Origin of the sequence: Trichococcus alkaliphilus (genome assembly GCF_003008695.1) — a bacterium.
GTDB lineage: Bacteria > Bacillota > Bacilli > Lactobacillales > Aerococcaceae > Trichococcus > Trichococcus alkaliphilus.
Window position 1 is genome coordinate 83,537 of record NZ_PXZT01000003.1, and the last position, 13,967, is coordinate 97,503.

Genomic DNA, 13,967 nt, shown 5'->3' on the forward strand with positions numbered 1-13,967 from the left:
TTCCTTGTATTTTTCGCGGAAACTACATACTCTCTGAATCACCTTAAATGAATGGAGTGGAATGATGAAAAAAAAAATAAGTCAAAAAAATCGGGCAAAGCAACGGAGAATCGCTACGCTGATTGGCATCCCGGTACTGCTATTCGTATCCGGCATTACGCTGCTTTCCTTGGCTTTTTTTGATAATGTCTCCTACGCTCTTAACATATCTCGGATGTTTTTCCCACAAGAAGTCGCCATCAATCAGACTAATCTGAGCGACAGCAGTGTGATTGTGACAGAGACAACCACAGTGAACCAACTCTCTTTCCCGAAATATGGGGATGAATATGGGACGCTGAACGTGGATGCGGCAGGCATCGTCTCGCCTGTTTTCGTTGGCGACGGTGCAACCCAATTGTTAGATGGTGCCGGTCAATATTATGGTTCAGTTTTTCCGGGGGATATCGGAAACACAGTCATCACCGGGCACACCAATTCGGTCTTCAAGACGCTGGATGAAGCGCAGATTGGTGATGAAATCCGCCTCGAGCTGACCTACGGAACCTATATGTATGAAATCAGCAACATCGAAATCAAGAGCAGTACCGACGAAAGTATACTGGCACCTTCCGAAGAACAAATTTTGACTTTGTACACTTATTATCCTTTCGACTACATCGGTAACACACCTGACAGATATGTCGTGACCGCAAAATTGGTCGAAGGTAAGCCACTGTCGGAAATCAATTTTCAAGGAGAATCGTGATGCGAAACATAAAAAAAATCGGCAGAGTGATCCTCAGCTTTCTCCTGATGTTTGTAGTGGTTACCTTGATCGGAGTCATTTTCATGAAGCTAGTCCTGCTGAACGCAAGCGACCTCAATCAGCAGTTGGAAGATAGCTCCTATTACACTCAAATAGAGGAAAGCCTGTCCGCTAAATTCAAGACGTTGAGCCTGGAAACGTCCATACCTGAGGAAGTCTTCATCGAAGCTGCGATGGACCCATATGGCTTGCGACAGCTTGTCCGCACGAACAATGAACAAGCGCTCAATTATCTGATTGACCCCGACGCAACTTACGCAATGAAGATTGATCGTAGCCTATTCGAGGAACCCGTGACGGCTTATGTTGAGAATTATGCCGCAGAGCACAACCAACCGTTCGATAAAATCTTGCAAGCGCAGACCGGTGCTATCATTGATGAAGCCACCGCCATTGTCGGCAGCCATACAATGCTGTTCAATCTGGATAACGTCATTGCTTACCCGCAATTCCAGACCTTCAGAAAAATGCTGCAAACCGTTCTTGCTTATTTCTATCTCGTACCGTTGACCTTCTTTTTGATTGCCGGGACACTCGTCTGCCTGAATTGGAAACTGCCTTACCGCTCCCTGATTTGGATCGGCAGCAGCTTGGTTTCCGGATCTGCCTTCATCATCATCCCAGCAATCGTGGCGTTGAGCCTTAAGATTCCGCAACGCATCACTGTTTCAGCGGATTACATCAACACTGCCCTGCGCACGTTGGCAATGCATTATACTGCATTTTTGCTGGCAACCGGGGCACTGGTCTTCTTTTTGGGGATAGCCTGCCTTGTGGGCTACAGTCTAATCAGCAAGGCCAAGCGAGCTGCCTACCGCCAAAATCGTGCCAGCACGGCCGAAATGGAACAATACTGATTTAGCATCGGGACAGATGCATTGAAAGGAGGTGAAAAATATGAAAAAAATCATCGTATCTCTTTTGTTTGCATTCGTGTTGTTCTTCGGAGCGCAAGCGAATGTTGCTGCTGCAACTGAAAATGATATCATCAAAACTTTGGTAGCCACCAACTTACCATCCAATTATGTGCAGCAAGCAAAAAATTATTTAAGGTCCAATGATGTGACTGCTGAAGAAGCGAATCAAATCATTGTCCACATAAATAATGCACAAGCTATCGTGAATGCACGTGGAGCGAAAAGCATGAATCAACTTACGAAAGCTGATAAACAAGCCATCTTAGCTGAGCTTACTGCAACTGCTGCTGTGTTGGATATTACTGTTACTGTGACTTCAAAAGAAGTTGTTTTTAGTGGTGCAGACGACACTATTGTCGCTGCTTTCCCGACAAAGGGAAATGGCGTAAAATAGTGTGGAAGCTTAAGCGCACGTCGCTGAGTTTGCATAATCGATTGTAAAACACCCTTGGATAGACGGAGACCCCATCATGGGCCCTCGGCTGTGCAGGGGTGTTTTTTTGCGCGGTAAGTTCCAGTCTGTTGTCATTACTCCGCTCAGTCAGAAGAGACCTCCAGAAAAATCCCGGTAAGCTGCCTTCACTTCCGCATAGAAATCTGGGTAGGTCTCGCTCAATGAGGACAGGATCCCGATCGCAAGCTGTGAGCTGTGGATCGTCTGGATTTTATGGATGCGGATGTAGGATATGTCTGCATTTAGGCTCAATTTGGGGTAGCGTTCCTTTTCGACTTTGATGTCGTGGATGGGGTCGATGTTTTGGCTCGTCGACACTTTCGAAATCGGAAAGGCCGTGAAGTCGCACGGCAACGTATCGTATTCTGCACCGATGATCAGGAATGGCCGCGATTTGAAGGCAATTTTGTCCATTTCAAGGTCATGATAGGCAAACCGGGTCTTCACGATGGCCCCGATGAAGGCTTTCGTTTCGTTCATCGTTCCAGCACCTCCCCTTCGAAATCCTCCAACTCATCCAGATAAACATCAAAAACGGAATCATAGATCCGCACTTTTTTCGCGTCTTCGCGGATGTCCGCAAGTGCCATAAGTTTGGGTTCGGCAGATTCTGCTGGGATTGCCGTTCTGCTGTTGCGCCAGGAATTTTCGCGGCGCGCCAAATCCGCCAGATACCAACCTTCGTATTGTCCGTACGCAAAGACGATGAGGTCCAGTATGTACTGTTCGCGCTCCGTCAACTTTTTCATCTCCAATGGTTCGAAGGGCTCGTAGCCTTCCTCGAAGAAGAAATGCAGTTCCGGCAACACCGGTCCCTCTTCCCAACCTTCAAAGCTTTCTTCGAACAACGGCTCTCCGACCACCGCCAGGCATTCCCGCTGCGCGAAATAAAGCATCGTTTGCAGCTTCAGCTCGTTGTCGCCGAACCGAGCTGCCGTATGGTTTTCGTAGGAATAGACCAAATACCTCGCCAGCTGACTCAGTTTGGGCATAACGACTTCCCCTTTCCCACATCTTTTTTTGTTAATGCGCCCTGTTTTTCATTTTTCAAAAAATTCTTTCCAGACGTCCGCCAAAAAGGCGCCCGCATCGGTCTGGACGGCCAATTGGAAGGCCAGCGACTGCGGCACAGGCGTACGGTTCAGCAGGACGGCGTATGGGCCTTTGAAATAGTGGACGAAGCTCGCGGCCGGATAGACGGCCAACGAGGTACCGATGACGACCAGCATGTCTGCTGCGCCGATTGCCGCGGCTGCGCGCTCCATCGCTTCCTCATCGAGCATTTCGCCGTAGAGCACGATATCGGGGCGCACCATCCTGCCTTGGGGATCGCGCTGGATGCCTTCCGCATCCATGCTGATTGCGGTGGCATCGGCGGGTTCGCCCGTGTCGAACGTCCGCCATCTCGTCCCGTTGCCGTGCAGCTCGATGATTGCGCTGCTGCTGGCGGACTGGTGCAGATTGTCGATGTTCTGGGTGACGACGGTGACTTCTTTGCCTATCTGCTCGAGGGCCGCAAAGAAGCGGTGCGCGGCGTTCGGGAGCGCCTGCGTAAAATCGAAATGCGCCGCATAATTGCGGAAGAAAAGCTCGGGATACGTCTCCAAAAAACCGATGCTGAGCGTTTCCTCGCCAGTAAAATGGCGGCCGCTCAGCCTGTCGAACATCCCGCCCGCCGAACGGAAATCCGGGATGCCGCTCTCTGTGCTGATGCCCGCCCCTGTGAAGGCGACGATGCGTTGCGAATTGCGGATCATGTCCGCGAAGCGTTCTTTATCGTTATTCATGCTCGAGCTCCTTTCATTTGTTGTTCTTTCTGCCTATATTATAGCTTTCGCGAGGGCTGACCGGGTACTATTTCGCATTCTGGGCGGGGACGGATTTGTTGGGGTGTTCGGATTTGGATAATTGCTTGCCCTCTCGGCTGTTCGGCATTCATTCTCTCCGCATAAGCCGACTTCCCTATCCCGACGCACAACGACCTCTTCTTATTGGCCGATATATTCTTATAAACGCATCCCCTTCCACCCAAACAACGTTTTCATCCGTTTGCATACTCCGACTTACCGTCTGTTCCCCTTGATTTATCTGGTGAACAGAATTAATATATATGGTATGAGAAACAAACCGATAGCACAACATCTAGTGTTTTCGCCATAAATGAAGGAGTGATTATTGTGGATGCAACAAAGACCACATTTAAAGCAGGATTCGAAAAATTGAACAAGGACATCGAGCAGTTCCCGCATGTGTTTCCGATCACGGATGATATGCACGTGACTTATGAGGGAGTGTCCCGCCTCGTCATGTTGGATCGCTACTCCTACAAGGATTCCACCAAGGAGACCCTGTCGGAAGGGGATCTCGTGATTCTGACGGTCAAGGAGGACCCGAAATATCCGGCCCGCGGAACCGGCACCGTCCTTTCCGTAAACCACAAGGAACAGACTGTCCGCATCAAAGTTTCCGAGGAATACCAGCACAATATCGATGATTTCGAAGTCGAGGAAGGCGGCATCGTGACGCGCCGGATCCTGACGCTGGACAAACCGCTGGAGCTTTTCTACGAACAGATCGCGATGCGCAATGCGCATGGTCTTGCCGAGGTCGAAATCACGCCGGAACTGCGCCATGAAGCGTTCCTGAAGTTCTACGAAGAACAGAAAGCCCTGAACTTCATCCCGGCCGGGCGCGTGCTCTACGGCGCAGGCTCCGGTACTGATGTTACCTATTTCAACTGTTACGTCATGCCTTTCGTGCCCGACTCGCGCGGCGGCATTTCCGATCACCGCAAAAAAGTCATGGAAATCATGAGCCGTGGCGGCGGCGTCGGTTCGAACGGTTCGACGTTGCGCCCGCGCCACACAGGAGTGAAAGGCGTCAACGGCCGCTCTTCAGGCTCCGTCTCCTGGATGGATGACATCGCCAAGCTGACGCATTTGGTTGAACAAGGTGGATCACGTCGCGGGGCACAGATGATCATGCTGGCCGACTGGCATCCGGATATCTTCGAATTCATCATTTCGAAGATGCAGAATCCGCGCATCCTGCGCTACATCATCGAAAACTTCGAGGATGAACAGATCCGCATGCTGGCGAAGGAAAAGCTGCATTTCACGCCGTTTTCATCAAAGGACATCAACATGTATACAGGCATCGTCAACTACAAGCACATTCCCGGACATGGCGGTTTTGACGCCTCGGTCATCCATGAAGCCGAAAAGAAACTGCGCGACGGTGGCACTTACACCGTCAACAATCCTGAATTCCTGACCGGCGCCAACATTTCCGTCTGCATCACCGACGACTTCATGGACGCCGTAATGAGGAATGAAGAGTATGCGCTGCGTTTCCCGGATGTCGAACATTACGACGCGGACGCGATGGCGCACTATGACGCCGAATGGACCAACTGCGGCGATGTCCGCGATTGGGAAGCTGCCGGCAACGCCGTCCGCACCTTCCGGACCGTCAAAGCCCGCGAATTGTGGCGGCTGATCAATGTCTGCGCCACTTACGCGGCAGAGCCTGGCATCTTCTTCATCGACAACGCCAACAAAATGACGAATGCAGTCGCCTATGGTCAAAAGGTCGTTGCGACCAATCCATGCGGCGAGCAACCATTGGCAGCCTATTCCGTCTGCAACTTGGCCGCCGTCAATCTGGCTGAAATGGTGAACAAGGACCTGCAGATGGTCGATTTCGCCAAATTGGAACAGACTGTCCGCACCGGCATCCATATGCAGGACAACGTCATCGATTCCACCCCTTACTTCCTTGAGGAGAACAAAAAACAAGCCCTTGGCGAACGCCGGATTGGCTTGGGGATCATGGGCTTGGCGGACATGCTGATCTATTGCGGCGTCCGCTACGGTTCACTGGAAAGCCTGCAGCTGATCGATCAAGTATTCGAAACGATCGCAGTGGCGGCCTACGAAGAAAGCATCGAATTGGCGAAGACGCGCGGCAGCTTCCCGTTCCTGGTCGGACAGACCGGAAAAGAGACGCAGATCCTGCGCGAGCGTTTCATCAACACTGGCTACATGAAAAAAATGCCGGAGCATGTCCGTGAAGGCGTCCTGAAATACGGCATCCGCAACTCGCATCTGTTGACGGTGGCGCCTACCGGATCGACAGGCACGATGGCCGGCGTTTCCACGGGTTTGGAGCCCTACTTCTCGTTCACGTATTTCCGAAGCGGCCGTCTCGGCAAATTCATCGAAGTGAAAGCAGATATCGTCCAAGAATATCTGGATCGTCATCCGAATGCCGATCCGAACCAGTTGCCTGATTATTTCGCGACCGCCATGACGCTTGCTCCTGAAGAACACGTCGATGTGCAGACGACGATCCAGCGCTGGGTCGACAGTTCCATTTCAAAAACGGTGAACACGCCGAAAGGCTATACCGTCGATCAAGTCGAGAAAATCTACGAACGCCTTTACCTAGGCGGAGCCAAGGGCGGTACGGTCTACGTCGACGGCAGCCGCGATTCGCAAGTGCTGACGCTGAAAGCCGAAGAAAACGTTTGGGATGACGAAGCCAAGCTTGAGGAAGAGAAAGAGCACGTCAAAATCAACAAGGACAAAACTTTCCTGGTTGATTCGATAGCCAGTCTCGCGTCCACCGATGTCACAATCGGCAACGAAATCGGCGATACCTGCCCAATCTGCCGACAAGGTACGGTCGAAGATCTGGGTGGCTGCAACACATGCACGAACTGCGGCGCGCAACTGAAATGCGGCCTCTGATCACATAAAGCAAAAAACGAGCGCAGCTCATCCGATTTGGATGAGCCGCGCTCGTTTTTTGTATTCAGTTGATTATTCTCCGTCCGAAGGTTCCGGTTTGCCGGCTTCCAACAGGACCCGGTCGCGGATGGCGAAGAATGCCACGACCATAAGGAACACGCCCGATACGGCCATCAGGATTTCGATCGCCATGCGATCCGCTAGCGGTCCGAAGATCAGCATCCCTAAAGGCATCATCGAGCTTGCGACCATGCTTTGGACGCCGAAGACGCGGCCGAGGAAATCTTCCTCGACCTTTTCCTGCAGCAGCGTCATGCTCGGCGCGTTCAGGAGCGGGATGACGAGACCGACGAGACCCATCAGGAAGAGGTAAATCCAGAAATTCGGAATCACACCCATCCCGAAAGTGCAGAAGCCCATAGCCCCGATCGCAAAAGCGATAGAATGGATCCGGTTCTTGAAGCCGCCCCATGACGCGATCCAGAGCCCTCCTCCAATCATCCCTATGGAAAAGGCGATTTCGATCGCCGTCAAGCGCCAAACATCCTCGCCGAACGAACGCGCGACCTGCAGCGGGGAAAGGAAGGAGACCGGAGCGGCCATGAAGAAGGCAAGCGAAAAATACAGGAACAGCCTTTTGATGAAGGCGTGATTTTGGATGTAGCGGAAGCCGAGCTTCATGTCCTGCAGGTAATTGCTGACCTGTTCATGGCTGGCTTTTTCATGCGTAGGGACTTTCAGCAGGAATACCATGATGGCGATCGCCAAAGCCGCTGTCACGATATCAATCATGAATATTTCTTCCATCGGTGCAAACTGGTAAAGCGCGCCGCTGATCATCGGTGAAACCAGCATGACGACGGCCTGGATGCTGCCGTTGAGACCGTTGATCCGGGTCAATTCCTTTTCCGGCACGATCTGCGGCAGGATGGCGCCGACAGCGGGCATCTGGATGCCCGCCCCGACCGCACGGATGGCCGATGTCGCCAGCAGGATCCAGATCGAACGCTGCCCCGCCAAGAACAGTAGCACCAGCACCAAGGTCGAGAGCGCGGTGATGCCGTCGGAAAGCACGATCAGGCGTTTCCGGTTATAGCGGTCAGCCCACACACCGGCAAATGGCGAGATGAAGAAAGTCGGCAGAAAGCCGAAGATGGTCGATAAGGTCATGATGACGCCGGATTGCGTTTCCAAAGTCAGGTACCAGAATATCGCGTATTGGACAAGCGACGAGCCGAATAGGGAAATCGTCTGGCTGCCCAAAAAGAGAGCGGTTTGACGCTGCCACTTTTCATATTTCATTTTGTTGACCACACTGTTTTCACATCCTTGCTGTGGGGATGGGGATGCCCCCAAAAATGACTGTGTCCGCCGGTCCTTTTCGGAATCAAACGGCTGAACGTATGTTTCCATTCATGGTATACTATTCTCAACAAAAAGTAAAAGGATTGAAACGGATGAGCAGAGAAGAAATCAACCAAAAATTGGCGCTGCTGCCCGACTTGCCCGGTTGCTACATTATGCGGGACAAGGATGACGAAATCATCTACATCGGCAAGGCCAAAAATTTGAAGAACCGCGTGAAATCCTACTTTCACAGCAGGCACGAAGGCAAGACGCAGCTATTGGTCGAGGACATCGACCGTTTCGAAACGATCGTCACCAAAACGAATAAAGAATCGCTGCTGCTGGAGATCAACCTGATCAAGCGTTACCAGCCCAAATACAACATCAAGCTGAAGCAAGGGACGATGTATCCTTATCTGAAGGTCACGAACGAAAAGGATCCTCAGCTAATCATCACTTCGACGGTCGAAGATGACGGCGGCCTCTACTTCGGCCCCTATCCGCACGTCTACGCGGCGACTGAGACGCAGGAGTTCATCCAGAAGATCTATCCGCTGCGCAAGTGCGCCAAGAATTCCAAGCGCGCCTGTCTCTATTACCATATGGGCCAATGCATCGGTTGTTGCGATCATGAGGTATCAAAAGAGGAATACGATGCCCAGATCAAACGGATTGCCGCTTTCCTGAACGGCGAAGTCAGGGACATCAAGAAGGATCTGCGGGAAAAAATGCACCGTGCCGCCGACATCCTGAATTTCGAACAGGCTGCCGATTACCGCGACCAGATCAGCTACATCGAGGCGACCGTCGAAAAACAAACGGTCATGTCCCGCGACTACACGAACCGTGATGTCTTCGCCTTCCATATGGACAAAGGCTGGCTGTCGATCCAAGTCTTCCTGTTGCGTCAGTCCTCGATCATCAAACGCGAAGCCGCCCTTTTCCCCTGCTACGATACGCCTGAGGAAGAGTTGGCTTCCTTCATTATGCAGTTCTATCAGGATCCCAATCACATCCTGCCGCAGGAAGTCCTCGTACCGAAAGGCGTCGACACGGAATTGCTGCAGGAAGCGCTGGGAACGAAAGTGCACACCCCTGTCCGCGGCAGCAAGCGCAGCATCCTTGAACTGGCGATCACGAACAGCGAACTGGCGCTGACTGAGAAGTTCATGCTGATCGAGCGCGACACCCACAAGACGGTCGGCGCCATCCAGGAACTTTCCGAGGCGCTTGGCATCGAATACTTGGAGATAATCGAGTCGTTCGACCATTCGAACATTCAGGGAACCAATCCGGTCTCGGCGATGGTCGTCTACAGGGACGGCAAGCCCGAACGCAAAAACTACCGGAAATACAAAGTCAAAACGGTCGAAGGCAGCAACGAATTCGCGACGACGCAGGAGGTCATCCGCCGCCGCTATAGCCGGCTGCTGCGCGAAGGACGCGCCATGCCGGATCTGATCCTGATGGACGGGGGCAAAGTCCAGGTGCATGCCGCCAAGGAAGTGCTGGAGGACGAGCTCGGACTGGACATCCCGGTGGCGGGCATGGTCAAGGACACGAAGCACAAGACGTCCTCGCTCATCTTCGGCGAGAAGGATGAAATCGTGGAGCTCAGTCCGAACAGCCAAGCCTTCCATCTCGTGCAGCGGATCCAGGAAGAGGTCCACCGCTTCGCAATCACCTTCCATCGCCAAGTGCGCGCCAAGAACAGCATCTCTTCGCAATTGGACGAGATCGAAGGCGTCGGACCGAAAACCCGCACGAAGATCCTGAAGCATTTCAAGACGATGAAGAACATCCGCGAAGCCAGTTACGAAGACCTCAAAGCGTTGGGCATCCCAGAAAAGACTGCATTGCTGATCAAGGAGGAACTCGGCGAACTGAACGATTGAGCCTTTGTTCCGGCATCCACTTCGAACACACTTCGTTCCACTTCATGAAGCTGTAGCGCTGAAATTTTCTAAATGGACGAAACGTGCTATACTGTAGAGTAGTCCACGGAATATCCCGTGATAGAACTCGCGCTAGAGGAGGCGTTTATTATGAAAATATTTACCGATAGTGCTTGTGATCTGGCTTATGCCTATCTGCAGGAGAATGATGTGGAAGTCTTCCCGTTGACCACTTTGCTGGATACCGGCGAATACGAAGACATGATCGAAATCCAAGCCGACAAAGTCTATGAAATGATCGCGCGCGGCGGTAACCCGAAAACGAGCCAAGTGTCCCTGGAAAAATTCCTTTCCGGTTTCCGGAAAGCGGCCGAAGCCGGCGAATCGGGCATCTACATTTCCCTTTCCGCCAAGCTGTCCGGCACCTACCAAGCGGCCAACTTGGCTTACCAGCAACTGCAAGAGGAGTTCCCAGACTTCGATCTGCGGTTGGTCGACTCAATGAGCGCCTCCGTCGGTGAAGGCTTGTCCGTCGTCGAAGCGATTGAAATGCGCGAGGCCGGTTTTACTTTGGATGAGATCGAATCGCGTGTCCGTTTCACGGCTTCCAACGTCGTGTCTCTGTTTACGGTCAAGGATCTGAATTATCTTGCCGAAGGCGGCCGACTTTCGAAATCCAGCGCCTTTTTTGGGGGATTACTGAATATCCAACCTTTGCTTGAAGTGGTGAACGGCGAACTGATCCCCGTCGAAAAACTGCGCGGACGCAAAAAAGTCATGAACCGGATGTATGAACGCTTGCGCGATGAAGCGGATATGATCCAGGAACAAAACGTCTTCCTTTGCCATAGCGACGATCCCGAAGCCATAGAGGAAATGCGTCAATACATCGAAGATCATTTCCATCCGCGCCGCATCTATGTGAACACGATCGGTTCCACGATCAGCTCGCATACCGGCCTAGGAACGCTGGGATTGTTCTTCCTGAAGAAATACGAATGACAGCATTTATACAAAAAAATAGTGAGGCGGAGAATCCGATTCGGATTTCCCGCCCCACTATTTTTTGCTTACTTGTTGATATACGTGCTGATGATCCTGACAAAAATCGGCATCAACAGAATGACCGAGAACAGCCGGACGAGGTGAATGGAGGAGACGATAATCGTGTCCGCTTCGAAGGCCGCCGCCAAGATGGTCATGTCCGTCAATCCACCCGGGGAGGTCCCCAGCAAGGCCGTGATCAGATCGATTCCGGCCACTTTATGCAGGATGTAGCCTGCAATCACTCCGACGGTCAACAAAATCAGTACGGAAGTGACGGCAGGGAAAAACACCTGCTTCATTTCAGCCAAGCTGCTTTTCGTGAAGTTCATGCCGATAGTACCGCCGATGATGATCTGGCCGATGATCTTCAGATTGGCCGGCATGTAGCCCATCTGCGAAAAATAATTGTAGATGGCGACTGCGACCAGCGAGCCAATCATCCCCCCAGCGGGAACACGAAATCGGATCCCTGCCCAACCACCGATGAATGCCACGATCAATGTACCCAATAGTTTCCCAAAATTCATATATTTATGCTCCCTTATGTCAGAATGACCCTCTCTCCTCATTTTCGACTTTCTGCCGAAATAGTCAAGTTCATTTCCGCGCAAAAAGAGGAACACCATGTTCTTTCGATGTTCCTCTCAGCTTTTCTTCTCATTCGTATTTCTTTTTCTTGGGCGGCGGGAACGGCAAGATGATGCCTTGGCCCTGTTCAGTCGGCTGCGCCTGGAAAAAGGTGCGTTTCAGGACAATGGTGATTTTCGGGCGTTCCATCTCGACTGTCGGCGATTCGAGGATTGCGTATAGACGCTCCTCGGCATCGAGCAGACTGGCCAGGACGGGATTCTCCGAGCGCGGCACATAACCCAACATATAGCCGGCTTGCGTCGCAACGGCGATGGCATTCGCGTCATAAGCATTATCGGCCTCCCGGACGAGCTGCAGCAGGTCCCCCGGTTTCAGGAAATCGGCGACTCCGCTCAGCTCATGGAACTGCGTGCCGGCGATATACGTATGCAGCAATTCCTTGTCGGTATGGGCATGGCTCAAAGGCGGCTGCTTTATCTTCAAATAACGGTTTTCTTTTTGGTTCTTCAGATTTTCCGGCTGCAACAGTCTGTCGATTTGCCGCTTCAGTTTGATGTTCGGCTCCTTTTCAAGCGCAATCTGGAGTTCGGATTCCACTTGGTCTGACCATTTTTTTCTGTGCTGTTGTAGCACCTGCACTGCCTTTTTGCGCACGCCGGCATGACGGTAATGGATACCGCGGATGCACCAGGCTTCATTGTATTTGCGTTTCTCGCTCATCACTTCGAACAGGCGCAGCAACCATTCGTCGGCGCGCATCAGGTCCGTAACGCTGGGATTTTCCGGCTCTTCGGTTTCCAGAGGGAGCATGTAGAGATCCGGGTTCAGGATCGCTTCCAGGTATTCGCAGACATCGTCGAAATAGAATTCGGGATTGATTTTCAGGAAGAAATCGAGCATGTTGAATCCCAACGGTTGCCTACTCAGCACTTCCATGAAAGCCGGAAAATCGGGATGCATGTTCAGATAGACGAGCACTTTCATGATCAGGTTATCCGATTCATTCGGGGCGGAAATTTCTTGATAGACGATGTGGCGCCATTTTGGCTGGTGCAAGAAACTTTCGACTTTATGCACCAGCTTTTCGTAGCGGGCGATGCGGGTATCCCACATTGTTTTGGTGCGGCGGTATTTCGTTTCATTTTGACTGATGAAGTCGTAATCCTGTTGCCAATAATCGACTACCTGATACCAGATGCTGACGAGCGCCCCCAGATCGATGAAGCTTGTCGCATAGTCACGCTTATCGATGAACTTATAGAGGAAATCCAGCTGGGTATCGATGGTCACGCTATCATTGTTGTAATCGGCATAACAGATCAGGTAAGCGAAATCCGTGAAATTGGCGGCCGTGATCTCCGTCTTTTTGAAATAGGCGCGCATATCCGTTTTCTGGATGCAAAGATTGGCATAGATGTTGGCGAGGAAATCGCTCTTGATGCCTTCATGCATCATCCAGTGCTGCTGTTCCCACCTGACCGGCTTCAGCAAGAACATGGCTGCCAGCTTCCCGTAACCGACCGTGTGCTTGGCCAGTTCAAAGATGAAATTGTTCTGCAAAGGGAAAATGAACTGGATGCTCTCGAGCACATACAAGGTATACTCGCTGTGGTAACCCAGTGTGCGCATGATCTGTTTGGTCGTATCATACGGAAAGAAGCCCAAAAGGATGATGCCCAATTTTACCTGTTCCGGATCGGTACCGCTGCGTGCGAGCCGCATTCCGAGGTGATAAAGACGCTCCCTCGCTCCTGATTCCGCTTCCAAAGTAATGCGCACCCTTTCGCGCAATTCCAGGAAATAACTGCAGATCGGATAATGCTCCAGAAAATGGTGCAGGACAGGATCTGTCAGGATCGCTTCTTCTTTGTTGACGAGGTCCTTGAGGATGCCGCAGCACTCCTTCGCCAAGTCCTCTTTCCGCCAAAAAGGGATCCCTTCAGATGCGAGTACATATAGCACATCTTTTTGCCCAGCCGTCCGCTCATCCTGGAATCGATAAGGCAGGCCAGGCTGTTCGTCCCGCAGCCGGCAAATCGTATCGAAAATGCTCTGGTTATTCTCCAATTGGCAACCCTTCTTTCCCGTTGACTCCGATGCTCTCTTTCTTCAATATTACCATATATTATTGGGTGTCACTATGTTAGTTTTAAAAAT

At 51.7% G+C, this 13,967-nt stretch carries 12 protein-coding genes; 6 read left to right on the forward strand and 6 right to left on the reverse strand.

Going from position 1 to position 13,967, the window contains the following annotated elements:
• The first annotated feature begins 64 nt into the window (after positions 1-64).
• Genes C7R73_RS03540 through C7R73_RS03550 form a run of 3 tightly spaced genes read left to right on the forward strand, consistent with a single transcriptional unit; the run spans position 65 to position 2,119 of the window.
• Complete coding sequence (locus C7R73_RS03540) at positions 65-748, forward strand: class D sortase (RefSeq protein ID WP_161525858.1); 684 nt, start codon at positions 65-67, stop codon at positions 746-748.
• Positions 748-1,665 (forward strand): hypothetical protein, encoded by a 918-nt coding sequence (locus C7R73_RS03545; RefSeq protein WP_106449160.1) that lies wholly within the window; start codon positions 748-750, stop codon positions 1,663-1,665. Before C7R73_RS03540 ends, C7R73_RS03545 begins: the two co-directional genes overlap by 1 nt.
• Before the next feature lie 40 nt (positions 1,666-1,705).
• On the forward strand, positions 1,706-2,119 hold the full coding sequence (locus C7R73_RS03550) for a hypothetical protein (protein ID WP_106449161.1): 414 nt from the start codon (positions 1,706-1,708) through the stop codon (positions 2,117-2,119).
• 147 nt (positions 2,120-2,266) lie between these two features.
• Here the strand turns inward: C7R73_RS03550 and C7R73_RS03555 are convergent, their stop codons facing one another.
• The 3 genes from C7R73_RS03555 to C7R73_RS03565 are packed head-to-tail and all read right to left on the reverse strand — an operon-like array spanning position 2,267 to position 3,966.
• Positions 2,267-2,659: a hypothetical protein gene (locus tag C7R73_RS03555; RefSeq protein ID WP_106449162.1), complete on the reverse strand. Its 393-nt coding sequence runs from the start codon at positions 2,657-2,659 to the stop codon at positions 2,267-2,269.
• Entirely contained in the window at positions 2,656-3,171 is a 516-nt protein-coding gene (locus C7R73_RS03560; RefSeq protein WP_106449163.1) for a Panacea domain-containing protein, read from the reverse strand. The genes C7R73_RS03555 and C7R73_RS03560 overlap by 4 nt, the downstream gene beginning before the upstream one ends.
• Before the next feature lie 48 nt (positions 3,172-3,219).
• On the reverse strand, positions 3,220-3,966 hold the full coding sequence (locus C7R73_RS03565; protein ID WP_106449164.1) for an NAD-dependent protein deacylase: 747 nt from the start codon (positions 3,964-3,966) through the stop codon (positions 3,220-3,222).
• A gap of 387 nt (positions 3,967-4,353) precedes the next feature.
• On the opposite strand from C7R73_RS03565, the gene C7R73_RS03570 reads away from it, so the two are divergent.
• Positions 4,354-6,930: a vitamin B12-dependent ribonucleotide reductase gene (locus C7R73_RS03570; RefSeq protein ID WP_106449371.1), complete on the forward strand. Its 2,577-nt coding sequence runs from the start codon at positions 4,354-4,356 to the stop codon at positions 6,928-6,930.
• A gap of 72 nt (positions 6,931-7,002) precedes the next feature.
• On the opposite strand, the gene C7R73_RS03575 is transcribed toward C7R73_RS03570, so the two are convergent.
• Positions 7,003-8,232 (reverse strand): MFS transporter, encoded by a 1,230-nt coding sequence (locus tag C7R73_RS03575; protein ID WP_106449372.1) that lies wholly within the window; start codon positions 8,230-8,232, stop codon positions 7,003-7,005.
• A gap of 155 nt (positions 8,233-8,387) precedes the next feature.
• On the opposite strand from C7R73_RS03575, the gene uvrC reads away from it, so the two are divergent.
• On the forward strand, positions 8,388-10,172 hold the full coding sequence (gene uvrC, locus C7R73_RS03580) for an excinuclease ABC subunit UvrC (protein ID WP_106449373.1): 1,785 nt from the start codon (positions 8,388-8,390) through the stop codon (positions 10,170-10,172).
• Between the two features lie 150 nt (positions 10,173-10,322).
• Complete coding sequence (locus tag C7R73_RS03585; RefSeq protein WP_106449165.1) at positions 10,323-11,174, forward strand: DegV family protein; 852 nt, start codon at positions 10,323-10,325, stop codon at positions 11,172-11,174.
• 68 nt (positions 11,175-11,242) lie between these two features.
• Here C7R73_RS03585 and C7R73_RS03590 read toward each other — a convergent pair whose 3' ends face one another.
• Positions 11,243-11,746, reverse strand: coding sequence for an AbrB family transcriptional regulator (locus C7R73_RS03590; RefSeq protein ID WP_086985711.1), 504 nt, complete (start codon positions 11,744-11,746; stop codon positions 11,243-11,245).
• Between the two features lie 130 nt (positions 11,747-11,876).
• The gene (locus C7R73_RS03595) at positions 11,877-13,877 is read right to left on the reverse strand and encodes an HIRAN domain-containing protein (protein ID WP_106449167.1); all 2,001 of its coding nucleotides are present in this window, start codon (positions 13,875-13,877) and stop codon (positions 11,877-11,879) included.
• Positions 13,878-13,967: the final 90 nt, after the last annotated feature.